Here is a 23,173-nt window from a genome sequence, read left to right as displayed (position 1 = left end):
AGGTTCCATGTTTTATTCACCGTCCACCCACGGGCTTTACTCGTTGTCGCTGCATGGCAAAAACATGCCGGCCGATGTGATTGAAATGTCGGAAAAGGAATATGCGGATCTCAGCGAACGGGGTTTCGCAATTTCGGATCCTGGTGTTTCTCCAACCGTTGAAGATGTTGTCGCTCGGGAACGAGCCTGGCGCGGTTATGAGTTGTCGTCAGTGAAATGGCTGCGCGAACGTCATCGCGATCAGCTTGAAATTGAAGTTGATCCCACGCTCTCCGAGGCGCAGTTCAAAGAACTGCTGGTTTATATGCAGGCGTTGCGTGACTGGCCTCAGTCATCCGACTTTCCGAACAGTGAACATCGGCCTGTTACACCATCGTGGATCGCCAACCAAACCGAATAACGCCCCGCACTGACGGGGCGTTTTCTTTCCTGATCTAAACCCCGCCGCCTTGAGCGGCTTTTTTGTGCATGGAGTGCATATGCCCACCCGCCAAACCTACACCGTCCTCATCCCATTCCCCACCCACGCCGGCCATTGGTCTGTCGTCGGCGAGGAACTGGACCTGCTGGACGTCGAAGCAACCGCCCTGCGCACCGCTGGCCGTCTGGAACTGACCAGCGTCCTCAACGCCACCCCGGCCCCAAAGGCCACCACCCAGAAGGCTGACTAATCATGGCTGAGGTTTTGAACTTCGAGCACAACGGCATCACCGTCAACGCGACTGAATCCCCCGAGGCCATGGGTGGCCTGGGCGATAACGTGATCGGCCTGGTCGGCACCGCGCCGAAAGCCCACGCGTCGATCCCGAAAAATTCGCCGTTCCGTATCAACAGTTTCACCACCCAGGCGTTGCTGGATCCTACCGGCAGCGAGTCGGGCACCTTGTTTCATGCGGTGTACCAGATCCTCAAGGTGGTGAAGGTGCCGGTCTACGTGGTGATTGTGGAGGAGGGCGCCACCCCGGCCGATACCCAGAACAATGTGATCGGCGGCGACGAGCCGGTCACCGGTCGCAAGCTGGGCCTGGCGGCATTGGCCAGCGTGCCGGAAGACCTGACCATCATCGGTGCCCCAGGCTTCACCGGCGTCAAGGCGGTGGCCGGTGAGTTCGCGGCCTTCGGCAAGCGTATCAAGGCCCGTGTGGTGCTGGATGGCAAGGACGTGGCGGTCGCCGGCCAAGTGACCTACAGCGGCGAACTGGGCGGTGCCGACCTTGGCTTCGACCGTTGCCTGCTGGTGCACAACATGCCGTCGGTGTACTCCAAGGCAGCGAAGAAGAATGTGTTCCTCGCGCCGTCGTCCCTGGCGATTGCCGCATTGGCCAAGGTCAAGCAGTGGGAAAGCCCGGGCAATCAAGTGACGTTCGCCGAGGATGTTTCCCGCGTGGTCGAGTACAACATCCTCGACACCTCCACCGAAGGCGACCTGCTCAACCGCTACGGCGTGAGCTACTACGCGCGCACCATCCTTGGCGGTTTTTCGCTGCTGGGTAACCGCTCCATCACCGGCAAGTTCATCAGCTATGTCGGCCTGGAAGATGCCATCAGCCGCAAGCTGGTCAAAGCCGGCCAGAAAGCCATGGCCAAGAACCTCACCAAGTCCTTCATGGACCAGGAGGTCAAGCGCATCAACGACTGGCTGCAAACCCTGGTCGCCGACGAAACCATCCCCGGCGGCAGCGTGTACCTGCACCCGGAACTGAACAGTGTCGAGAAGTACAAGAACGGCACCTGGTTCATCGTCATCGACTACGGCCGCTACGCGCCGAACGAACACATGATTTATCAACTCAATGCCCGCGATGAAATCATCGAGCAGTTCCTGGAGGACGTTCTCTAATGTTTACCAACCGAGTCAGACAGGCCATTGCGGCCACCCTTCAAGGCCTGCCGTTGTCCGCGACGGTGGAGGAATTCACCCCGCCGACGATCGAGTTCGAGATGGAGCCCATGTCCGGCGGGCGCTTTATCGCCGAGGAAATGGCCAAGAGCGGCAAGGTGCTCAATGCCACGTTGATCCTGCAAGGCGCCGGCCCGGAAATCATGCTGGCCCTGGGTGTGCGCCTGGGTGACGACATCCTGCTGAACGTGCGCGAAGCCGGCCAGGACCAGGACGGCAAGACCTATTTCACCTACCACACGGTCGGCGGCAAGCTCAAATCCCTGGCGGAAGCCAAGCTGAAAATGGGCGACAAGGCCACCACCACCCTGGAGCTGTCCTGCCGCACCTACAACCGCCTGGAAAACGGCATCCCGGTGATCGACATCGACGTACGCACCCAGAAGTTCGTGCTCAACGGCGTCGATATCCTCGGCGATGCACGCCGCGCCGTGCTGATGCCTTAAGGCCGATCGAGTTCCCTGTGGGAGCCGGGCTTGCCCGCGATAGCATCACCTCGGTCTAGCTGAATGACCGAGTCACCTGCATCGCAGGCAAGCCAGCTCCCACAGGGATCGGCGCTCGCCCTTTTTTACAACGTTACCCAAGGAGTTTGCCCCATGGCCTGGATGCCACCGCTGCACCGCCTGCTTTCGCCGATCACCGCCGACACCGGCGCGTCGATCGAGCAGGTACAACTCAAACCGCTGTATTACGCCGCGCAAAAAGACGCGCTGGCCCGGGCCGGTGATGATGAGGACGATCAGTTCTTCGAACTGGCGAAACTCGCCACCGGCCTGTCGGAAAAAGAGCTCGACCAACTCAAGCGCCCGGACTACGTGACCATCGCCCAATTCGTGCATGAGATGTCGACTCGTCCTGCGTCGTTCTTCCTCGGCGAGCCGGTGTCATCGAGCCACGAACAACCGGTGCAACTGCTGCTGCCGGTGGATGCCGCCGGTCGCACCCACACCGCACTCGACCTGGAAATGCCCGCCCTGCGCGCGACCAAGGTGATGAAAAAACTCGCCACCGCCAAGGACCGCGCCGAATTCATTACCGCCCATTGCACCGGGCTGATGATCCCCGATCTCGCCGGCCTGACCGTGCCCGACTGGACGGGGTTGCAGGAGCGCATTGACGATTTTTTAAATCAACCGGCGGCCTTCTTTCGCAACGGGACATTGACGTAATCCTCGATGTGGTGCCGCTGGTTTACTCGGTCAATGAAGCGGAGATCCTGGAATGGGACGCCGCCAAAGCCATGCGCCGCTACGACATCGCGATCGTTCGCCTTGGCGTCAAACAGGAGTAGAGCGGGATGCAAGACACTAAATATGGGATGAGGCTCGCCCAGGAGGACTTGCGCTGGATGATCGGCGATGCCGACCTTGGCAATGTGCTGGCGCCGTTTTCCGCCAGTGCGGCGGCCCCCGTAAGCCTGGATGGGGCCGCGCAGCCGCAGTTGGAACTGCGCTCTGCGCTGGTCACGCTCAGTGTGGACATCAACGCCTTGACCCAGGAGCAAGTGCGGCTGCGCGAGACGTTGGAGACGCTCAACAGCACGCTGTTCATCAACGGCGATGCGCTGGTGCCCAAGGCTGCCGATGTGGCCGCGAGCTCGCCGCAGGATCAGCCCGAGGCTGCCGGCGCTGGCTTGTTGGACACGATCAAAGACAAGGTCATAGAAAAAGCGGTTGATCTGGTCATGGACGCGGCCGTCAATCAAGTCAAAGAGCTCAAAAAAAACGGTGGGCACAGCGCAGGGTGGCGCGCTCTGTACGAGCGAGCCCGCCAGGCCTTGGGGGGCTTGTCAAACGGCTTTCAACCGGGGGCGGGCTCGCAACGTTTTCAGTCCTTTGCCGGGGCCAGCGTTGCAGCTAGCGCACCCAACCTAAGCGCAGGTGCCTTGGCCGATGCTGTCGGCACACTGCAATCCGTCGGCATTCGCCGGCTTGGGCCATTGAGAACCGCCGCAGCTGCCGTGGATGTGATCCAGGGCGTACGCAACGGCGACGCCAGCGCCGTCGGCTCCGGCCTGAGCACGGCGGGTGGCGCGTGGGCGGGCGCCTCTGCGGGGGCAGCCATCGGTACCCTGGTGTTTCCCGGTATAGGGACAGCTGTCGGCGGCGCCATCGGTGGTTTGCTGGGCAGCGAAGCGGGCGCCTGGCTGGGCGACAAACTGTTCGGCCCCAGTGATCGCCTGCCGGCGCCCGATGCCGTGAGCAAAGAGCTCAACAGCGCCCGCGCGGATAACGTGCAGGTGTCCATTGCGCCAAGTATCCAGATCACCGGTGTGAACCCTGCCGATGCCCAACAGGTGGTCAGCCAGGTGATCCACGCCCTGCAATTTCAATGCATGCCGATGGTCACGGACGCGCTGGGGGTTCGCCGCAATGCGGCGCTCGCCGACTCAGGAGGTGATTGATGCGACAACAGATGGTTTTGGGCGATTTCATTTTTGGTTTGTCCCGAGGCTTTGCCTATGCCTCGCTGGTCCGCAACAGCGACGGCGGCTGGAGCGACCTGGCGATTATTGCCAGCAAGCCGCAGTCGCGACAGAGCGGCCAGAAGCTGGAAAAACTCACGTTCAGCGGCAAGGCCATGTACGGCGTTGGTATGCAACGCCTGGATGAGCTGCGTGCCTTGCAAGGCTTGCGCACACCGTTGCCGCTGGTGGATGGCATCGGCCGCAACTGGGGCCTGTGGCGCATCAATTCGGTTAAGGAAACCCAGAGCAACGTGATCGATGACGGTACGGCGATGCTGATGACCTGGACCCTTGAGCTGGAGGAATTCGTCAATGCGTAGAGTACGAAGTATCGCCGGTGACTCGGTCAACCTGCTGCTCTACCGCGAGCTGGGGCGTTGCGATGATGCGGCCGAAGAAACCCTGTGGCGCATGAACCCCACGCTTGCCGAGTACGGCCCTGTTTTGCCGGCGGGTGTGTGGGTGATCGTGCCGGAAATGCAAACGCGGCCGGCGGCGCTGCGCCCTGTTCTGGCGTGGGATTAAGGAGGCTGCATGACACAGGGATTTACACCTATCGTGGAGTTTTACGGCGCCAACGCGGCCTTGCTCAACCAACGCGTCATGCGCTGGAGCCATACCGATGGGGTCGGCATCCAGTCCGACCGGCTGGAACTGACCCTCAATATCGAGGGGCTGGAAGGTCTGCCGAGCATGAGCGGCAAGATTGGCTTGCGCGTGGGATACAAAGAGACGGGGCTGGTGGAAAAAGGCCAGTTTCTGATCAGCCAGCGCACCCCCGTGCTGTTTCCCATGCGCTTGCTGATTGTCGCGACAGCGGCGCCCTTCAGCGAACAGGACGCGAGCGGCTATCGCCAGCGTCGATCCGCCAGCTATGGGCCCACCACGCTGGGCGTGCTGTTTCGCCAACTGGTCAGTCGGCATGGGTTTTCGCCGCGTGTGGCGCCGTCGCTGGAAAACGTTCCGGTGCCGCATATCGACCAGTCCAATGAAAGCGACATGGCGTTCATTACCCGGCTGGCCAAGCGTTACTGCGCGATCACCAAGCCGTTCAACGAACTCTATGTCCTCGCCGAAGCCGGCAAAACCCGGACATTGACCCTGCAACAGTTGCCGGAGGTGAAGTTGTCCGTGACCCAGGACAATCGCCCCGGTGATCCGGCCTTTATCACCGCCACGCTCAACGACAAGACGCGCGCGAAATACCAGGGCAGCCGTGTCACCTGGTGGGATGCGGCGGGGGGCAAGCAGCATGTGGTTGAAGTGGGCATTGCGCCGTTCAAGGCCCTGCGCCAGCGCTGTCAAAACGCGGCGGAAGCCCGTGCCGTCGCTGAAGCCGAACTGCGCAGGGCTGGGCGCGAGGGGTTGGAGTTGCTGATCGATTGCCCTGGCAATCCGTTACTGGCCGCCGAAGGGCTGTTGCGGCTCGATGAGACGTGGCCGGCTTACATGCAGGGGCGGTGGTCGATCACCCAGGTGGTGAATTCGAGCGACCCGGTGGCGGGGTATCGCAGCTCGATCACCGCCGGCGGTTTGTCGGAATAGGCACTTTTCAGGGAGCGATTGATGCAGATTACACTGGCGCAACTGATGCAAATCCTGCCGGGAGCCCGTCTTGGTGCGGGCGTTTTTTTGCCTGGGTTCAATGCCGCGTTTGCCCGGTATGGGATCGACAGTGCCCGACGCGTCGCTGCGTTTATCGCGCAAATCGGCCATGAGTCCGGCGAATTGCGCTACGTACGTGAGCTCGGGAGCGAGCAGTATCTGAGCAAGTACGACACGGGGTTATTGGCCGCACGCCTGGGCAACACGCCGGAAAAGGACGGCGATGGCCAGCAGTACCGGGGCCGTGGCCTGATCCAGATTACCGGCCGGCGCAATTATCTGGCCTGTAGTCAGGCCCTGTTCGGCGATGAACGTTTGTTGCGCGAACCTGCGTTGCTGGAGCAACCGCACTGGGCCGTCGCGTCGGCTGCCTGGTTCTGGCAGAGCAATGGCCTGAATGAACTGGCCGACAAGGATCAGTTCACCACCATTACGCGACGTATCAATGGCGGGCTCAATGGGCTGGAGGACCGCTTGCGGTTGTGGACGCGGGCGAAGGCAGTGCTGTGCGTTTTTTAGGTGACGGCGGATGTGCGCGTGTCAGCCTGTCACTTGCACGTGCGATTGGCTCCTGTAGGGTAGGCGAACCCCCGCTCAAGACTGGAGACGACCGTGAAGGAAATCACTCAACTGGCTGCTGAACTGGGTCGCCGTTTACAGGTGCTCAACGCCCACGTCACCACCGCCGAGTCCTGCACCGGCGGCGGTATTGCCGAGGCGATCACGCGGATTCCGGGGAGTTCGGCCTGGTTCGAGGCGGGTTATGTCACCTATTCCAATCGCCAGAAGACTCGGCAACTGAATGTGCCGGAAACCTTGTTTCCGAAAGTTGGCGCCGTCAGCCAGGAAGTGGTGGAGGCGATGGTCCGTGGCGCGCAGGAAAAAAGCCTGGCGCGCTTTGCCGTGGCGGTCAGCGGTGTCGCCGGGCCGGATGGCGGTTCGCCGGACAAACCGGTGGGCACTGTATGGCTTGCCTTTGGTGTCGGTGAAGACGTCACGTCTGAGCTTGAACACTTCACCGGCAACCGCGATGAGGTCCGCCGACAAACGGTAAAGGCCGCGCTAGAGGGCTTGTTGCGACGAGCTGCAGCAGAAATAGAAAATCAGGGGTAGGCGATCTCCGATCTTTGTGGAACAATACTGTCTACTTATACAGGTGTTGGCCGCCCCGGCCTTATTGATTACGTGAGGACTTTAATGGACGACAACAAGAAGAAAGCCTTGGCTGCGGCCCTGGGTCAGATCGAACGTCAATTCGGCAAGGGTGCCGTAATGCGTATGGGCGATCACGACCGTCAGGCGATCCCGGCTATTTCCACTGGCTCTCTGGGTCTGGACATCGCGCTCGGCATTGGCGGGTTGCCAAAAGGCCGTATCGTTGAAATCTACGGTCCTGAATCTTCCGGTAAAACTACCCTGACCCTGTCGGTGATTGCCCAGGCACAAAAAATGGGCGCCACCTGCGCGTTCGTTGACGCTGAGCACGCCCTCGACCCTGAATACGCTGGCAAGCTGGGCGTCAACGTTGACGACCTGCTGGTTTCCCAACCGGATACCGGTGAGCAAGCCCTGGAAATCACCGACATGCTGGTGCGTTCCAACGCTATCGACGTGATCGTGGTCGACTCCGTGGCCGCCCTGGTACCCAAGGCTGAAATCGAAGGCGAAATGGGCGACATGCACGTGGGCCTGCAAGCCCGTCTGATGTCCCAGGCGCTGCGTAAAATCACCGGTAACATCAAGAACGCCAACTGCCTGGTGATCTTCATCAACCAGATCCGCATGAAGATCGGCGTGATGTTCGGCAGCCCGGAAACCACCACCGGTGGTAACGCGCTGAAGTTCTACGCTTCGGTCCGTCTGGACATCCGCCGTACTGGCGCGGTGAAAGAAGGCGACGAAGTTGTTGGTAGCGAAACCCGCGTCAAAGTCGTGAAGAACAAAGTGGCCCCACCTTTCCGTCAGGCGGAGTTCCAGATTCTCTACGGCAAGGGTATCTACCTGAACGGCGAGATGATTGACCTGGGCGTACTGCACGGTTTTGTTGAGAAGTCCGGCGCCTGGTATGCCTACAACGGCAGCAAGATCGGCCAGGGCAAGGCCAACTCGGCCAAGTTCCTTGCAGAAAACCCGGATATCGCTGCCACGCTTGAGAAGCAGATCCGCGACAAGCTGCTGACCGCCGCGCCAGACGTGAAGGCTGCCGCCAACCGCGAGCCGGTTGCAGAAGTAGAAGAAGCCGACACTGATATCTGAAGCAAACGATGACAGTTGTACTGGATACACTCGTTGCCGTTCGGCGCACTGCGATGGACCTGCTCGCTCGCCGCGAGCATGGTCGAGTCGAGCTGACGCGTAAGTTGCGTCAGCGCGGCGCGGAGCCCGAGATGATCGACACTGCTCTCGACCGTTTGACGGAAGAAGGGCTGCTGTCGGAAGCCCGTTACCTCGAAAGTTTTGTGTCCTATCGAGCCCGCTCTGGCTACGGCCCGGCGCGGATTCGTGAAGAGCTGAGCCAGCGGGGCCTGCAACGTGCTGATATCGACCTTGCCCTGCGTGAGTGCGGAATCAGCTGGCAGTCGCAGTTGGAAGAGACCTGGCGACGCAAGTTTTCTGGTCATCTGCCTATTGATGCCAGGGAGCGTGCGAAACAGGGCCGCTTCCTGAGTTATCGCGGGTTTTCGATGGAAATGATCAGCCGCCTACTCAGCGGCCGAGACATGGACGACTGAGTTGTTATCTTGCAAAAAGGCCCACTATGAAAATAGTGGGCCTTTTTTTGCTCAAAAAATCACGCCGGCTCCGGCGCCACCCGCTGCTGCACTTTGCCCTGAGCCTGCGCCCAGTTCTCCGGCAAGTTGATGAAATCCACCAACTCGCGCAAGCGGCCCTGGTCGCGACCATTAAAGTTGAACACCAGTCGCGTCAGATGGCTGAACCTCGGCTCATCATGTTCTTCGCCGGTATAAGCGAGTTGCTGGAATTCCCCGCTCAACCGCAGGCTGGCAAATTCGTTTTGCAAATGGGCCAGTGCCCGATCGCTGAGAGGGTGATGCATGCGCATCACGAATTCGCGCTTCAACCAGCGTGTGGAGTGGAAGTTGGCGTAGAACTGATTGATCTCCGCCACCGCCTCCTCTGCGCTGTACACCAGGCGTACCAGCTTGAGGTCGGTGGGCAGGATATAGCGATTGGCTTCCAGCTGGCTGCGGATAAAGTCCAGCGCGCCTTGCCAGAAACCGCCACCGGGAGCGTCCAGCAACACGACGGGCACCAATGGGCTTTTGCCGGTCTGGATCAGCGTCAGCACTTCCAGCGCCTCGTCCAGTGTGCCAAAACCGCCTGGGCACAACACCAGTGCATCGGCTTCCTTGACGAAGAACAGCTTGCGGGTGAAGAAGAAGTGAAACGACAGCAGGTTTTCGGTGCCGTCGATGGTCGGGTTGGCGTGCTGTTCAAACGGCAGGGTGATGTTGAAACCCAGGCTATGTTCCAGGCCGGCGCCTTCATGGGCGGCGGCCATGATGCCGCCGCCGCCGCCGGTGATCACCATGAGGTCCGATTTTGCGAGCATTGCACCGACTTCACGGGCCAAGGCATACAAAGGGCTTTCGACGGGCGTACGTGCCGAGCCAAACACCGTGACCTTGCGGCGCCCCTTGAACTGTTCCAGTACGCGGAATGCGTTGTCCAACTCGCGGATGGCTTGCAAGGTGATTTTCGCGTTCCAGCGGTCGCCGTTGTCCTGGGCCATGCGCAGCACGGTGAGGATCATGTCGCGATAAAGAGGGATGTTCGGGCTGTTGGGGGCAATCAGCTGGAGTTGCGCTTCGACCTGTTGCGTGAGGTCGGCTCCATTTTGTTCAAAATGGCGGAGCAGGCGGTCATTCGGTTCGTAAGGCATTCAACTTCTCCTTCTTGCAGGGCCCGGGTGGCCGACGAGCCATTCGCCGGAGGCGACGACACTGCATGTGTCGCTGCTTGCCGCTGGGGGCAACCTTCTTTTGCCCTGAAAATGTTACAGAACAGCAGGGGAAATGCTGTGATTGAAGGGTAGGGATGGCTTGATCATGAGCCGGAAAACCCTTGGCTGGCAACCACTTATTGGTTGCTAGAGAGAGTCTAGCTGCCCGAAAGGACTTGAAGCGGGGGAGTGCGCACCACCGGACGGCGGTGCGCGAAGGTCATGTCGTTACTTTTTCTTCTTTGCCGGGGCAGGGCAATCTGCTTCGGCAAACTTTACCGACGCCACGGGGCGGTTGGTCTTGTTCTCAGTGATTTCATAGCGCATTACCGCCCCCTTGGCCATCAGCTCGCGGTAGCCCTTGTTCAGGCACACGCTCTGGCCGAGCTGGAAATACACCGCCTTGGGGTTGGCGCGCATCTGTTCGGCACGGTCGGGCAGTACACTGAGGTGATCGATCAGTTGCATGCCTTCAACGGTGTAGGCCACTTCCAGGGTTTTTTCGTCGATTTCCCGGGGCAGGTCCTTGTTGCTTTCAGCTGCGACGCTTTGCAGCTTGCGGTTCATTTGTGCCTCCAGCAGCGAGGCCGCCTGGGCGCCCACAGGCAATACCAGCGCGAGGGCGATGGATGGGGCGGCAAGGCGCAGCATGGAACGCAACATGAAACTCTCCTGATTCGGGTACTGGTGCATAGACCAGCCACTGCGCTGTGCGTTCAGTGGCGCGCAATTATAGGTGAGCCGTTGCCACTACAGCCAGGCGTATCGCTGGTAAACTGCCGGCACTTATAGCCCTCCACGAGTTTTCACCGTGTCGATTTACCCGTCCCAACGGCGCATCCGATGAGCCACGCCGTCTCCCGCCTGCGCACCCAGCGTCTGGCCCGCGCCGTCAGGCCATTCCTGAATCGTGGTTCCCGCGCCGAGCGTTGCCCCGGCTGCCGGGTCATTCCCGAGTACTGCCTGTGCGCCTGGCGGCCTAAAGTCGCGGCCACGTCCGCCATGTGCCTGCTGATGCATGACGTTGAACCGATGAAACCCAGCAACACCGGCTGGCTGATCGCCGATGTGATCGACGACACCACCGCGTTTGCCTGGTCGCGCACCGAAGTTGACCCCGACTTGCTGACCTTGCTGGCCGACCCGCAGTGGCAGCCGTATATCGTATTCCCCGGTGAGTTCGTGGTGCCCGAGCGGGTTGTCAGCCAAGTGCAGGTGGAAGAGGGCAAGCGCCCATTGTTTATCCTGCTGGACGGCACCTGGAGCGAAGCGCGCAAGATGTTTCGCAAAAGCCCGTACCTGGAGCATTTGCCGGTACTGAGCCTGGCGCCTGAGCAACTGTCGCGCTACAAGCTGCGTCGTTCCAAGCGCGATGATCATTTCTGCACTGCCGAGGTCGCGGCGCTGTGCCTGGAACTGGCCGACGACGGCGCCGCCAGTGAAGTGCTGGACGCCTACCTCGACGTATTCAGTACCCATTACCTGGCGGCAAAATTCCAGTTACCCCTGGACCCCACCGACATCGTCCATACTCGTCTTGCACCCTATATCCCAGCGGTATAGCCAGACGACGTTTGCATGATGGCACCGTAAACCCGCCGCCGCTAAAATGCCCAAGGGCGTAGTGCTTGACCCCCCAGGCTACGCTGGGCATGCTGAGCGCCGATTGGGGCGCAACCGTGAATTTTCGACGTCGTTCCACGTGCTTTTGACGTCGAACTTGCCCTGTGGCGATGGCTGCCTGGCCGTCGCCTAGTGTATTGGCGAACCCTGAACCCATCAGGGCTCCCATAAAAAACAGGATCATTTAATCAATGGCCACATACGAAATCCTGATAGCCGATGACCATCCGCTGTTTCGCAGCGCCCTGCACCAAGCAGTGACCCTGGGCCTTGGCCCGGATGTACGCCTGGTCGAAGTGGCCAGCATTGCCGAACTGGAAGCCCGCCTCACCGAAAAATCCGACTGGGACCTGGTGCTGCTCGACCTGAACATGCCGGGCGCCTACGGGTTCTCGGGGTTGGTGCTGTTGCGTGGGCAATACCCGCAGATCCCCGTGGTGATGGTCTCGGCGCAAGAAGAAGCCGATGTTGTGGTGCGCTCCAAGGAGTTTGGCGCCAGCGGCTTCATTCCAAAATCCAGCGCCATGGAAGACATTCAGAACGCCGTGCGCAGTGTGCTGGATGGCGACGTGTCCTGGCCGCCGCAAGCGTTTGAAGAAATCAATGTGTCCGACGAAGCCAAGGCCGCCCGTGATGGCCTGGCCAGCCTGACGCCCCAGCAGTTCCGTGTGCTGACCATGGTCTGCGAAGGGTTGCTCAACAAGCAGATTGCCTACGAGCTGAGCGTGTCGGAAGCGACCATCAAGGCCCATGTCACGGCGATCTTCCGCAAGCTGGGGGTGCGTACGCGGACCCAGGCGGCGTTGCTCTTGCAACAACTTGAGTCAATTTCGCAGCATTAAGCTGTCACCGATTCACGCTTTTTTGACTTGGCGTGATCTAGTTTCCCCACTTCTTTGGTTCAGTTGCCTACGTCTATGTCGCCTTTCAAGGGTCAAACCGGTATCAAACGTATCTTCAATGCAGGGGGCTACTCCCTGGATGGCCTGCGTGCGGCTTTCACCGGCGAGGCGGCTTTCCGTCAGTTGGTGTTGCTCAACGTGATCCTGATCCCGTTGAGCTTCTTCCTGCACGTCAGCCGGGTCGAGCGCGCCTTGCTCATCGCCGTGTGCCTGCTGGCCTTGATCGTCGAGTTGCTCAACTCGGCGGTGGAAGCGGCGATCGACCGGATCTCCCTGGACCGTCATCCCTTGTCGAAAAACGCCAAGGACATGGGCAGCGCCGCGCAATTCGTCGCGCTGACCATGATCACCCTGGTGTGGGCCGTGATCCTGATCTAACGCTCAGGCAATGCTCGGCAGCACGATTTCGTCGCTGCGCTGAACCCCGGCGGTGAAGGCGCGGCACAGCTCCAGGAACTCGCGCATGGCCGAGGTCTGGTACTTCTGTTTATGCCAGATGAAGTAGAACTGCCGGGCCAGGTCCAGGTCCGGGGTTTCCACCGGCACCAGGCTGCCACGGCGGAATGCATCGCGAAGCGCCAGCCGGGAGATGCAGCCAATACCCAACCCCGACTCCACGGCGCGCTTGATCGCCTCGGTATGCTCCAGCTCCAAGCGGATGTTTAGTGCGCTGCGGTGATGGCGCATGGCCTGATCAAACGTCAGGCGCGTGCCCGAACCTTGCTCCCGCAAGATCCACGCCTCACGGGTCAACTCATCCATGCTCGCCACCCCACGCTTGGCCAGGTGATGCTGGGGCGCGCAAAACACCACCAGCTCATCCTCAACCCAGGTTTGCACCTCGATATCCGGGTGGCTGCAGTCGCCTTCGATTAGACCCAGGTCAATTTCGTAGTGCGCGACCTGGTGCACGATATGCGCAGTGTTCTGCACATGCAGCTTCACCTGGCTCTCTGGATGTTGCTGCATAAAGCTGCCGATCAGCAAAGTGGCCAGGTAATTGCCGATGGTCAGCGTGGCGCCGACCGCCAGGGAGCCGAAGCCGGACTTGCCGTTGAGCAGGTCCTCGATCTCCTTGGCCTGGTCCAGCAGCGCCACGGCCTGGGGCAATAGCTGATGACCTAGGGCGTTCAAGCTCAGCCGCTTGCCCGCGCGGTCGAATAATTGGCAGCTGGATTGGCGCTCCAGCTCGGTGATCGAGGTGCTGGCGGCGGATTGAGATAAGGCCAGAAGGCCAGCAGCGCGGGAGACGCTTTCCTGCTGGGCGACGGCGACGAAGACTTGCAGTTGACGGAGAGTAAATCGCATATCGATATAACCGATAACCCTTATCTTAATAATCCAGTTAACAGATATTGTCGCCGCCATTAGAATGCTGTGCAATTGCGCATCTATCTCTTTGGCGCAGACCTATTTCCAGGAGTTCCCCGTACATGAGCAACATGAACCACGAGCGTGTCCTCAGTGTTCATCACTGGAACGACACTCTGTTCAGCTTCAAGTGCACCCGCGACCCGGGCCTGCGCTTCGAGAACGGTCAGTTCGTGATGATCGGCCTGCAACAACCCAACGGCCGCCCGCTCATGCGCGCTTACTCCATTGCCAGCCCGAACTGGGAAGAGCATCTGGAGTTCTTCAGCATCAAGGTGCCGGATGGCCCGCTGACTTCCCAATTGCAGCACTTGAAGGAAGGCGACGAGATCATCATCAGCAAAAAACCGACAGGCACCCTGGTGCTTGACGATTTGAAGCCGGGCAAACACCTGTACCTGCTCAGCACCGGCACTGGCCTCGCTCCATTCATGAGCGTGATCCAGGACCCGGAAACCTACGAGCGTTTCGAAAAAGTGATCCTGTGCCACGGCGTGCGTTACGTCAACGAAGTCGCTTACCGCGAGTTCATCACCGAGCACCTGCCGCAGAACGAATTCTTCGGCGAGGCCCTGCGTGAGAAGTTGATCTACTACCCAACCGTGACCCGCGAGCCGTTCGAAAACGAAGGCCGCCTGACCGACCTGATGCGCAGCGGCAAGCTGTTCACCGACATCGGCCTGCCGCCGATCAACCCCGAGGACGACCGCGCCATGCTGTGCGGCAGCCCAAGCATGTTGGACGAGACCAGCGAAGTGTTGAACAGCTTCGGCCTGAAAGTTTCGCCACGCATGCGTGAGCCGGGTGATTACTTGATCGAGCGTGCGTTCGTCGAGAAGTAATACTGAGTCAGTAACACCATAGATCCAAAAAATGTGGGAGCGGGCTTGCTCGCGAAAGCGGAGTGTCAGTCGACAGAGTTATTGACTGATACACCGCATTCGCGAGCAAGCCCGCTCCCACATTTGGTTTTCGGTGTATTCAACTAGCTGGCAGCACTTCCAGCACACAGATGACGCCCGCTTCGGGATAGTGCCACCGCACATCCACATCCCAGAACTGCACACCATACTCGCGCTCAGGCCCAGGCGTCTGATACGCCGGCCGCGGATCTTGCGCCAAACACTGCTCAATCAACGCCACCAACGGCTCATCCAGCCGCTGGGCGTGGTTTTGTGCCTGGTGCAGCGCGGTCTTCAGCCACTGCACAGGAATCAACGTGGGCGCGCCGCTGGCCATGTCATTGGTGGCCGTGTCGATGATGTCCGCATAGGGCACATACGGCTTGATATCCAGCACCGGCGTGCCGTCGAGCAGGTCGATCCCGGAAATCCACAGCCGGCCCGGCTCCACCTTGTCCAGTTTGACCACCGACTGGCCGATGCCATTGGGCCGGTGCGTCGCACGGGTCGCAAACACGCCCATGGAAGTGTTGCCGCCCAGGCGTGGTGGGCGTACTTTCAGGCGCGGCTTGTCTTCCAGGGCCTGGTGGAACAGAAACAGCAGCCACACATGGCTGACCTGCTCCAGCCCCTGCACCGCCTCGCCGCCGTCGAACGGCGCCACCAGCTCCAGCACGCCACGGGCGGCAGGCGCCAGTTGTGGTTGGCGCGGGATGGCGAACTTCTCCTTGAAACAGGAGCGCACGAAGCCGACGGGCGAGACGTTGTAGCTCATGGCTTACGCACGCACCCGCAGGGTCAGGCCCTTGAGGAAGTTGCGCAGCAACTGGTCGCCGCAGGTGCGGTAGTTGGTGTGGCCGAACTTGCGGAACAGCGCGCTCAGCTCAGGCTTGGACACCGGGAACTCGGCGGCCTTGAGGATGGCGTGCATGTCGTCTTCTTTCAGTTCGAAGGCCACGCGCAGCTTCTTGAGGATGATGTTGTTGGTCACCGGGGTTTCGATCGGCTGCGGCGGACGGCTTTCATCCTTGCCACGCTTGAAGATCACCAGGCCATCGAGGAAGTGCGCCATGACGTCGTCCGGGCAGAACACGAAGCCTTCTTCCTCGTCTTTCTTGAGGTAGGTCAGCAGGTCGTCCTTGGTCACGTCCATGCCGCCGAGCTTGATGATCTCGACCATCTTGTTGTCGCTGATATCGAGCATGTAGCGCACGCTACGCAGTACGTCGTTGTGAATCATGGTGGGTAATCCTGGTATTCAACTGAGGACACCGCCCAAATCCGGCGGTGTCGAGAAAGGGGTAGCGGCTTAGAACTTCTCTTTGGCCGACAGGTAGCGCCACTGGCCGACCGGCACCTTGCCGATGGACACGCCGCCGATGCGGATGCGACGGATAGCGATGACCTTGAGGCCAACCGCTTCGCAAAACAGCGCGATCACGCCCGGCTGCGGGTTTTTCATCGCAAAACGCAGGCGGTTTTCGTTCTGCCAGCTGGCTTTGACCGCCGGCAGCTCCTTGCCTTTGTAGGTCAGGCCGTGGTTCAGGCGGTTGAGGCCGTGGGCAACCATGTCGCCTTCGACTTCCACCACGTATTCCTGCTCGATCTTGGCGGCATCGGCGGTCAACTTGCGCAGAATCTTCCAGTCCTGGGTAAACACCAGCAGGCCGCTGGCCTTGGCTTGCAGGTCGGCGCTGGCGGTCAGGCGCAGGAAGTGGCCCTTGAGCGGGCGCTTGCTGAAGCGGTGTTCTTCGGACAGGGTGTCGGCGCTGATCGAGGCCATCGCCGTTTCTGCGTCCATACCCGCTGGCGCGTGCAGCAGGATAGTCACCGGCTCTGGCACGGTGGCCTTGGCGTCCGGGTCGAGCTCGACCTTTTGGGTGGTGACCTTGAACTGCGGCTCGTCGATCACTTCACCGTCCACCGAGACCCAGCCGCCTTCGATAAACAGCTCAGCCTCCCGACGGGAGCAACCGACCAGTTCGATAAGGCGTTTGGAGAGGCGTATGGGGTCAGTCATGACAAGGGCCGTAACAAAAGGGGGCGGCTATTGTACCTGCCTGGCGCCGGTTAATCCCGGCCCCATTTCAGGGCAATGGCCTTATTTGGCTCAACTCGGTCTAAATGTGGGAGCGGGCTTGTGTGGGAGCGGGCTTGCTCGCGAAGACGGTGTGTCAGTCGATACCTATTTGACTGACACACCGCCTTCGCGAGCAAGCCCGCTCCCACAGGTGTTCGGCGTTGAGTCAGCCGCTACTTATTTGCTGTTGCTGGCGCAAACGCAGGTGCAGCAACGGATAAGGCTGGCCCAAACCATCATGCTCCGTCCGTCCGATCACCTCGAACCCCTGCTTGAAGTAGAAACCCAGCGCCTGCGGATTCTGTTCGTTAACGTCCAGCTCATCAGCATTCATGTGCTCGATGGCATAACCCAGCAACTGCCGGCCAAGCCCCTGGCCCCGATGCTGCGGGTCGATAAACAGCATCTCCACCTTGCCCGCCGCCACGCCGGCAAACCCGGTGATGCGTTGGCGTACGTCCCTGGTGCAGATCAGCATCACGGCGTCCAGGTAACGGGTCAGCACCAGGTCCTTGAGCAACACGATGTAACTGTCTGGCAAAAAGTCATGGGTGGCCCGCACCGACGCCTCCCAAATCCGCGCCAACTCCGCGTAGTCGCTGGTTTTAGGTGTATGGATAACCGAGTGCTGACCCATGCCCGCTGCCCCTTGCCGAAAATGATTGGCGCCGATGGGCAAAACGATAGACGTAAAAAAGCCCCGCATCTTGTCCAGAGGCAGGGCTTTTTCAAATCTTTACAGCGTTAGTCGCGCTTTTCCGCCCACAGGTCGTATTCGTCGGCGTCGGTCACGGTGCACCAGACCTTGTCGCCCGGCTTCAAACCGCTGGCATCGTCGATAAACACGTTACCGTCGATCTCCGGCGCGTCGAAGAAGCAGCGGCCTACGGCGCCTTGCTCATCGACTTCGTCGATCAATACTTCGATTTCCTTGCCGATGCGCAGTTGCAGGCGCGCCGAGCTGATGGCCTGTTGATGCGCCATGAAACGCTCCCAACGGTCTTGCTTGACGTCGTCCGGCACCACGGCCAGGTCCAGCAGGTTCGCCGGAGCGCCTTCCACCGGCGAGTACTGGAAGCAACCGACGCGGTCCAGCTGCGCTTCGGTCAGCCAGTCCAGCAGGTACTGGAAGTCTTCTTCGGTTTCGCCGGGGAAGCCGACGATGAAGGTCGAACGGATGATCAGCTCCGGGCAGATCTCGCGCCAGTTCTTGATGCGCGCCAGGGTCTTGTCTTCGAAGGCCGGGCGTTTCATGGCTTTCAGGACTTTCGGGCTGGCGTGCTGGAACGGGATGTCCAGGTACGGCAGGATCTTGCCGGCGGCCATCAACGGGATCAGCTCGTCGACGTGCGGGTACGGGTAAACGTAGTGCAGGCGCACCCACACACCCAGGCTGCTCAAGGCTTCGCAGAGTTCGGTCATGCGGGTTTTCACCGGCGCGCCGTTCCAGAAACCGGTGCGATATTTCACATCGACGCCGTAGGCGCTGGTGTCCTGGGAGATCACCAACAGCTCTTTCACGCCGGATTTGACCAGGCGCTGCGCCTCGTCCAGCACATCACCGACCGGACGGCTGACCAACTTGCCGCGCATCGACGGGATGATGCAGAAGCTGCAACTGTGGTTGCAGCCTTCGGAAATTTTCAGGTACGCGTAGTGACGCGGGGTCAGCTTGATGCCTTGCGGTGGCACCAGGTCGATCAGCGGGTTGTGATCCTGACGCGGCGGCACCACTTCGTGCACGGCGTTGACCACCTGCTCGTACTGCTGCGGACCGGTCACCGCCAACACGCTTGGGTGCACGTTGCGGATATTGCCTTCTTCCACGCCCATGCAGCCGGTCACGATGACCTTGCCGTTTTCCTTGATCGCTTCGCCGATCACTTCCAGGGACTCAGCCTTGGCCGAATCGATGAAACCGCAGGTGTTGACCACCACCACATCGGCGTCCTGGTAAGTGGACACGACGTCATAGCCTTCCATACGCAGTTGCGTAAGGATGCGCTCGGAATCGACAAGCGCCTTCGGGCAACCCAGGGAAACAAAGCCAACCTTGGGGTTGGCTTTTGCGATGGTGGTGGACATGTCTAACCTCGGTATTGAATGACGCCGCCGCCGTGAAGGGCAGGCAGCGGACGGGCGCTTGGTGCGCCTCTGGTCAAAAAGTGCGCAATTCTATCGATGGGCAACGCGCTTGACCAGCTTTATGCGGGGAAATGCGACGAGTGCGGCACTATAGGATTCGCTAATGACTGCGCGAACAATTCAGCGTGGCTCCCCAAGTCCACAAAGGTGATCAGGTCGGCCCGCGAGTTTTCATAAATCATCAGAAAGTCGCCACCGATATGACACTCCCTGAAGCCGTCCCAATTGCCGGTAAGTGCATGGTCGCGGTATTCGGCGGGAAGCTGCTCGCCCAGGAACAGCAGCACCATCACTGTCCGTACTTCATTCATATCTCGGCGCCCGGCCCGCTTGTAGCGTTCCCAGGACTTTTTGAATTCAGGCGTCTGTGCGCATTGTTTTGGCAGGTCGGCGCGTTTTTGCTTCTTCTGCGGTTTCGCCATCAGCGCCCCCTAGCATTTCGTCGATTGAGTCGAACTGACGACGAATCTCACGCGCTTGCGCCATGGCACGAGCGGTTTTCTCCGAAGGGACGCGCACTTCAAAAGGGAGCCCCTGCGTTGTCACGACCTGGTGGAGGAAGAGGCGCAAGGCTTCACTGAGGCTAAGCCCGCACGCGTTGAGCACAGCAGTGGCACGCTCTTTCAAATCCTCGTCTATGCGGCAACGCACGTCAGTGGTTTTCAGTAATGCGGACATATCAGGACTCCTCTACAAAAAATGTAGCTACATCGTGGCTACGTTTTCAGTATGGGGTCACCCGACGAACTTGATCAAACGCTTTTTGTGTTGAATACGAGTTCAAGCAATCCGTGCGTCGGAAACCGCAGCGGGAGGCAAAAGTAGCCTTGTCGATAAGAGCGTTCAATGCAGGCAAATAGCACTCAAATGGCCTTCATCTCTTTAGGCCAGCACACGCGAACCGCGAAATCCCCCAACCGCTGCGCTATGCTTCGCGCCGTTGCCCACAGGTAAAACGCCAAGGTCAATAAAACGTCTGTTACGAGAAGTAAAACAGCGCATGCTACGGTCAGCTGAGACGCGCTGTTTATAAAAGACCTCAGGTCAAAGGGCAGGAGTGGTTGATGGGTCAGGCAAGTAGTCCGGCGGCAGGCGCCGCGCATTCCACCACTAAGCCGATTGGCATGCTGGTGGCGGCGGTCGGGGTGGTTTACGGCGATATCGGGACCAGCCCGCTCTACACCCTTAAAGAGGTGTTCAACGGCGGTTATGGGGTTCAGGTCAACCATGACGGCGTGCTGGGGATCCTGGCGCTGATCTTCTGGTCGCTGATCTGGGTGGTGTCGATCAAGTACATGCTGTTTGTGCTGCGCGCCGATAACCAAGGCGAAGGCGGCATCATGGCCCTGACTGCGCTGGCGCGGCGGGCGGCGGGGGAGCGCAAGAAACTGCGCAGTTTCCTGGTGGTGTGTGGCCTGTGTGGCGCGGCGCTGTTTTACGGCGACAGCATGATCACCCCGGCGATTTCCGTGTTGTCGGCTGTTGAAGGCCTGGAGTTGGCGTTCGATGGCCTGGAAAAATGGGTCGTGCCCATCGCTCTGGTCGTGCTCGTGGCGCTGTTCCTGATCCAGAAACACGGTACCGATCACATCGGCAAGCTGTTCGGCCCGGTGATGGTGACCTGGTTCCTCGTGCTGGGCGGCCTTGGTGTGTATGGCATCACCCTGCACCCGGAAGTGCTCAGTGCGATGAACCCGATGTGGGCCGTGCGCTTCTTCGAGGCGCACCCGGGGATCGGCGTGGCGATTCTCGGCGCGGTGGTGCTGGCACTGACCGGCGCCGAAGCGCTGTACGCCGACATGGGCCACTTCGGCCGCAAACCCATCGCCCGTGCCTGGTTCATCCTGGTGTTGCCGGCGCTGGTGCTCAACTATTTCGGCCAGGGCGCGATGCTGCTGGGCGACCCGGAAGCCGCGCGCAACCCGTTCTACTTGCTGGCGCCGAGCTGGGCGCTGATCCCGCTGGTGGTGTTGTCCACCCTGGCCACGGTGATCGCGTCTCAGGCGGTGATCTCCGGCGCGTTCTCCCTGACCCGTCAGGCGATCCAGTTGGGTTACATCCCGCGCATGCACATCCAGCACACCTCCAGTGCCGAACAAGGCCAGATCTACATCGGCGCGGTGAACTGGTCGCTGATGGTCGGTGTGATCCTGCTGGTGCTGGGCTTCGAGTCCTCCAACGCGTTGGCCTCGGCCTACGGCGTGGCGGTGACCGGCACCATGCTGATGACCACCATCCTGGTGTCGGCGGTGATGTTGCTGCTGTGGAAGTGGCCACCGATCCTGGCGGTGCCGGTACTGGTCTGCTGCCTGTTGGTGGATGGGCTGTACTTCGCCGCCAACGTGCCGAAGATCATCCAGGGCGGCGCCTTCCCGGTGCTGGCGGGGATTGTGTTGTTTGTTTTGATGACGACATGGAAACGCGGCAAGCAATTGCTGGTGGAACGCCTCGACGAAGGCGGCCTGCCGCTGCCGATCTTCATCAGCAGCATCCGCGTGCAGCCGCCCCATCGCGTGCAGGGCACGGCGGTGTTCCTCACCGCGCGCCCCGACGCCGTGCCCCACGCCTTGTTGCACAACCTGCTGCACAACCAGGTGTTGCATGAGCAAGTGGTGCTGCTGACGGTGGTCTACGAAGATATTCCACGGGTGCCGGTAGAGCGGCGCTTCGAGGTGGACGCCTTTGGCGACGGCTTCTTCCGTGTGATCCTGCACTTCGGCTTTACCGATGAGCCGGATGTGCCCGAAGCGCTGAAGCTGTGCCATCTGGAGGATCTGGATTTCAGCCCGATGCGCACCACCTACTTCCTCAGCCGTGAGACGGTCATCGCGTCGAAGATCGAAGGCATGGCGCGCTGGCGCGAAAGCCTGTTCGCCTTCATGTTGAAGAACGCCAACGGCAACCTGCGCTTCTTCAAGCTCCCGGTAAACCGGGTGATCGAACTGGGTACCCAAGTCGAAATGTAAGCTGTTGCAGTACGGGAGCCGGCAATCGGCTCCCGGTTTCCTTCTGAACCCTGTGCAATCCACCGTTGTCGACTAGGCTCTAAGCACTGTTGAACAGTGCCCATAGAACCCAGAAGAGGTGCGCCATGAGCCAGCTGCTCGAACCCTATACCCTCCGTCAATTGACCCTGCTCAACCGCATCGCGGTGTCGCCGATGTGCCAATACTCCGCTGAAGACGGCCTGGCCAATGACTGGCACCTGGTGCACCTCGGCAGCCGCGCCGTGGGGGGCGCCGGGCTGATCTTTACCGAAGCCACTGCTGTGACCGCCGACGGTCGCATCACTGCCCAGGACCTGGGACTGTGGCACGACGCACAGATCGAGCCGCTGCAACGCATCACGCGTTTTATCGCCGCCCAAGGCGCGGTGGCCGGGATTCAACTGGCCCACGCCGGGCGCAAGGCCAGCACCCATCGGCCGTGGATCGGCAAGCATGGCAGCGTCAAGCCGGACGACGGTGGCTGGGTGCCTGTAGGCCCATCGCCGATCGCCTTCGACCCGCAGCATACCCAGCCCAAACAGCTGGACGAAGGGCAGATCCAGCAAGTGATCGGCGACTTTGTCGCCGCTGCCAAGCGCGCCTTGACTGCCGGGTTTGAAGTGGTGGAAATCCACGCTGCCCACGGTTACCTGTTGCACCAGTTTCTCTCACCCATCAGTAACCAGCGTCAGGACCGGTACGGCGGCTCGTTTGAAAACCGCATCCGCCTGGTGCTGCAAGTGACAGAGGCCGTGCGCCAAGTCTGGCCCGTGGAGCTGCCGTTGTTTGTGCGGGTATCGGCCACCGACTGGGTGGAAGACGGTTGGAACCCCGACGAAACCGTGGAATTGGCGCAGCGCCTCAAGGCGCTCGGCGTAGACCTGATCGACGTGTCCTCTGGTGGTACCGCCGCCAACGCCGAGATCCCCATCGGCCCCGGTTACCAGACGCGTTTCGCCGAACGGGTACGCAAGGAAGCAGGCATCGCCACCGGCACCGTTGGCATGATCACCGAGCCGGCCCAGGCCGAGCACATTCTGCGCACGTGCCAGGCCGATATCATCTTTCTCGCCCGCGAACTGCTGCGCGATCCGTACTGGCCGTTGCATGCCGACGATGACCTGGGCGGGCGCAAGGCGATCTGGCCGGCGCAGTACCAGCGGGCGACCCATCGGGATCAGCCGATCCACGAGTCCGATCTGCGCGACTGACCTGCGCGCCTTG

At 60.5% G+C, this 23,173-nt stretch carries 29 protein-coding genes and 1 pseudogene; 20 read left to right on the top strand and 10 right to left on the bottom strand.

Annotated elements, in window-relative coordinates; genetic code table 11:
• Positions 1–7 precede the first annotated feature (7 nt).
• From DBR46_RS10350 to recX, 13 genes are all read left to right on the top strand, one after another.
• Complete coding sequence (locus DBR46_RS10350; protein WP_256659263.1) at positions 8–400, top strand: phage tail assembly chaperone; 393 nt, start codon at positions 8–10, stop codon at positions 398–400.
• 79 nt (positions 401–479) lie between these two features.
• The gene (locus DBR46_RS10345; protein ID WP_124526099.1) at positions 480–671 is read left to right on the top strand and encodes a hypothetical protein; all 192 of its coding nucleotides are present in this window, start codon (positions 480–482) and stop codon (positions 669–671) included.
• Positions 672–673: 2 nt separating this feature from the next.
• Positions 674–1,840 carry a phage tail protein gene (locus tag DBR46_RS10340; RefSeq protein WP_124526098.1) on the top strand — a complete coding sequence of 389 codons (1,167 nt, stop codon included), beginning with the start codon at positions 674–676 and terminating at the stop codon, positions 1,838–1,840.
• The gene (locus DBR46_RS10335; protein ID WP_124526097.1) at positions 1,840–2,346 is read left to right on the top strand and encodes a phage major tail tube protein; all 507 of its coding nucleotides are present in this window, start codon (positions 1,840–1,842) and stop codon (positions 2,344–2,346) included. The genes DBR46_RS10340 and DBR46_RS10335 overlap by 1 nt, the downstream gene beginning before the upstream one ends.
• A gap of 153 nt (positions 2,347–2,499) precedes the next feature.
• A complete protein-coding gene (locus tag DBR46_RS10330) occupies positions 2,500–3,072 on the top strand; it encodes a phage tail assembly protein (protein WP_124526096.1) in 573 nt (190 codons plus the stop codon).
• A 128-nt stretch (positions 3,073–3,200) separates the two neighbouring features.
• Complete coding sequence (locus DBR46_RS10325) at positions 3,201–4,307, top strand: hypothetical protein (protein WP_124526095.1); 1,107 nt, start codon at positions 3,201–3,203, stop codon at positions 4,305–4,307.
• On the top strand, positions 4,307–4,690 hold the full coding sequence (locus DBR46_RS10320) for a phage tail protein (protein WP_124526094.1): 384 nt from the start codon (positions 4,307–4,309) through the stop codon (positions 4,688–4,690). The genes DBR46_RS10325 and DBR46_RS10320 overlap by 1 nt, the downstream gene beginning before the upstream one ends.
• The gene (locus tag DBR46_RS10315; RefSeq protein ID WP_124526093.1) at positions 4,683–4,895 is read left to right on the top strand and encodes a tail protein X; all 213 of its coding nucleotides are present in this window, start codon (positions 4,683–4,685) and stop codon (positions 4,893–4,895) included. The genes DBR46_RS10320 and DBR46_RS10315 overlap by 8 nt, the downstream gene beginning before the upstream one ends.
• A 9-nt stretch (positions 4,896–4,904) precedes the next feature.
• Entirely contained in the window at positions 4,905–5,915 is a 1,011-nt protein-coding gene (locus DBR46_RS10310) for a contractile injection system protein, VgrG/Pvc8 family (protein WP_124526092.1), read from the top strand.
• A gap of 21 nt (positions 5,916–5,936) precedes the next feature.
• Positions 5,937–6,494: a glycoside hydrolase family 19 protein gene (locus tag DBR46_RS10305; protein WP_124526091.1), complete on the top strand. Its 558-nt coding sequence runs from the start codon at positions 5,937–5,939 to the stop codon at positions 6,492–6,494.
• A 93-nt stretch (positions 6,495–6,587) separates the two neighbouring features.
• Positions 6,588–7,088: a CinA family protein gene (locus tag DBR46_RS10300; RefSeq protein WP_124526090.1), complete on the top strand. Its 501-nt coding sequence runs from the start codon at positions 6,588–6,590 to the stop codon at positions 7,086–7,088.
• 84 nt (positions 7,089–7,172) lie between these two features.
• Positions 7,173–8,231: a recombinase RecA gene (gene recA, locus DBR46_RS10295; RefSeq protein WP_017738252.1), complete on the top strand. Its 1,059-nt coding sequence runs from the start codon at positions 7,173–7,175 to the stop codon at positions 8,229–8,231.
• 8 nt (positions 8,232–8,239) lie between these two features.
• Positions 8,240–8,707: a recombination regulator RecX gene (gene recX / locus DBR46_RS10290; protein WP_026136987.1), complete on the top strand. Its 468-nt coding sequence runs from the start codon at positions 8,240–8,242 to the stop codon at positions 8,705–8,707.
• 59 nt (positions 8,708–8,766) lie between these two features.
• Here recX and DBR46_RS10285 read toward each other — a convergent pair whose 3' ends face one another.
• Both DBR46_RS10285 and DBR46_RS10280 read right to left on the bottom strand, forming a co-directional pair.
• Positions 8,767–9,879 (bottom strand): TIGR00730 family Rossman fold protein, encoded by a 1,113-nt coding sequence (locus DBR46_RS10285; protein ID WP_124526089.1) that lies wholly within the window; start codon positions 9,877–9,879, stop codon positions 8,767–8,769.
• A gap of 288 nt (positions 9,880–10,167) precedes the next feature.
• Complete coding sequence (locus tag DBR46_RS10280) at positions 10,168–10,602, bottom strand: PA3611 family quorum-sensing-regulated virulence factor (RefSeq protein ID WP_124526088.1); 435 nt, start codon at positions 10,600–10,602, stop codon at positions 10,168–10,170.
• Positions 10,603–10,782: 180 nt separating this feature from the next.
• Between DBR46_RS10280 and DBR46_RS10275 the strand changes: the two genes are divergently transcribed.
• From DBR46_RS10275 to DBR46_RS10265, 3 genes are all read left to right on the top strand, one after another.
• Positions 10,783–11,502 carry a tRNA-uridine aminocarboxypropyltransferase gene (locus tag DBR46_RS10275; RefSeq protein WP_124526087.1) on the top strand — a complete coding sequence of 240 codons (720 nt, stop codon included), beginning with the start codon at positions 10,783–10,785 and terminating at the stop codon, positions 11,500–11,502.
• A gap of 251 nt (positions 11,503–11,753) precedes the next feature.
• Positions 11,754–12,404 (top strand): response regulator transcription factor ErdR, encoded by a 651-nt coding sequence (gene erdR / locus DBR46_RS10270; RefSeq protein ID WP_017738247.1) that lies wholly within the window; start codon positions 11,754–11,756, stop codon positions 12,402–12,404.
• 75 nt (positions 12,405–12,479) lie between these two features.
• On the top strand, positions 12,480–12,842 hold the full coding sequence (locus DBR46_RS10265) for a diacylglycerol kinase (protein WP_017137081.1): 363 nt from the start codon (positions 12,480–12,482) through the stop codon (positions 12,840–12,842).
• A gap of 3 nt (positions 12,843–12,845) precedes the next feature.
• Here the strand turns inward: DBR46_RS10265 and DBR46_RS10260 are convergent, their stop codons facing one another.
• Positions 12,846–13,772, bottom strand: a complete 927-nt coding sequence (locus DBR46_RS10260) for a LysR family transcriptional regulator (protein WP_017738246.1) — start codon at positions 13,770–13,772, stop codon at positions 12,846–12,848.
• Between the two features lie 125 nt (positions 13,773–13,897).
• Between DBR46_RS10260 and fpr the strand changes: the two genes are divergently transcribed.
• Both fpr and DBR46_RS30525 read left to right on the top strand, forming a co-directional pair.
• A complete protein-coding gene (gene fpr / locus DBR46_RS10255; protein WP_124526086.1) occupies positions 13,898–14,677 on the top strand; it encodes a ferredoxin-NADP reductase in 780 nt (259 codons plus the stop codon).
• A gap of 18 nt (positions 14,678–14,695) precedes the next feature.
• Positions 14,696–14,797: pseudogene (locus tag DBR46_RS30525) on the top strand (metal ABC transporter ATP-binding protein); the annotation flags it as partial.
• 19 nt (positions 14,798–14,816) lie between these two features.
• Here DBR46_RS30525 and tsaA read toward each other — a convergent pair.
• The 7 genes from tsaA to DBR46_RS10215 form a co-directional block, all read right to left on the bottom strand.
• Positions 14,817–15,512, bottom strand: a complete 696-nt coding sequence (gene tsaA, locus DBR46_RS10245; protein ID WP_124526085.1) for a tRNA (N6-threonylcarbamoyladenosine(37)-N6)-methyltransferase TrmO — start codon at positions 15,510–15,512, stop codon at positions 14,817–14,819.
• 3 nt (positions 15,513–15,515) lie between these two features.
• Positions 15,516–15,977 carry a DUF1456 family protein gene (locus DBR46_RS10240; protein WP_017529765.1) on the bottom strand — a complete coding sequence of 154 codons (462 nt, stop codon included), beginning with the start codon at positions 15,975–15,977 and terminating at the stop codon, positions 15,516–15,518.
• 69 nt (positions 15,978–16,046) lie between these two features.
• Positions 16,047–16,757: an rRNA pseudouridine synthase gene (locus DBR46_RS10235; RefSeq protein WP_124526084.1), complete on the bottom strand. Its 711-nt coding sequence runs from the start codon at positions 16,755–16,757 to the stop codon at positions 16,047–16,049.
• Between the two features lie 226 nt (positions 16,758–16,983).
• Positions 16,984–17,454 carry a GNAT family N-acetyltransferase gene (locus tag DBR46_RS10230; RefSeq protein WP_124526083.1) on the bottom strand — a complete coding sequence of 157 codons (471 nt, stop codon included), beginning with the start codon at positions 17,452–17,454 and terminating at the stop codon, positions 16,984–16,986.
• A gap of 107 nt (positions 17,455–17,561) precedes the next feature.
• Entirely contained in the window at positions 17,562–18,890 is a 1,329-nt protein-coding gene (rimO, locus tag DBR46_RS10225) for a 30S ribosomal protein S12 methylthiotransferase RimO (RefSeq protein ID WP_169855583.1), read from the bottom strand.
• A 131-nt stretch (positions 18,891–19,021) separates the two neighbouring features.
• The gene (locus tag DBR46_RS10220) at positions 19,022–19,384 is read right to left on the bottom strand and encodes a type II toxin-antitoxin system YafQ family toxin (protein ID WP_124526082.1); all 363 of its coding nucleotides are present in this window, start codon (positions 19,382–19,384) and stop codon (positions 19,022–19,024) included.
• Positions 19,320–19,640 carry a type II toxin-antitoxin system RelB/DinJ family antitoxin gene (locus DBR46_RS10215; protein WP_124526081.1) on the bottom strand — a complete coding sequence of 107 codons (321 nt, stop codon included), beginning with the start codon at positions 19,638–19,640 and terminating at the stop codon, positions 19,320–19,322. The genes DBR46_RS10220 and DBR46_RS10215 overlap by 65 nt, the downstream gene beginning before the upstream one ends.
• Before the next feature lie 386 nt (positions 19,641–20,026).
• Here DBR46_RS10215 and DBR46_RS10210 point away from each other — a divergent pair, with 386 nt between their 5' ends.
• A complete protein-coding gene (locus tag DBR46_RS10210) occupies positions 20,027–21,928 on the top strand; it encodes a potassium transporter Kup (protein WP_124526080.1) in 1,902 nt (633 codons plus the stop codon).
• A 125-nt stretch (positions 21,929–22,053) separates the two neighbouring features.
• Positions 22,054–23,160, top strand: coding sequence for an NADH:flavin oxidoreductase/NADH oxidase (locus DBR46_RS10205; protein ID WP_124526079.1), 1,107 nt, complete (start codon positions 22,054–22,056; stop codon positions 23,158–23,160).
• Positions 23,161–23,173 lie beyond the last annotated feature (13 nt).

The organism is Pseudomonas sp. KBW05, assembly GCF_003852405.1.
Taxonomy (GTDB): Bacteria; Pseudomonadota; Gammaproteobacteria; order Pseudomonadales; family Pseudomonadaceae; genus Aquipseudomonas.
The sequence above is the reverse complement of the archived record's forward strand: the minus strand, read 5'-3'. Positions and strand labels throughout refer to the sequence as shown.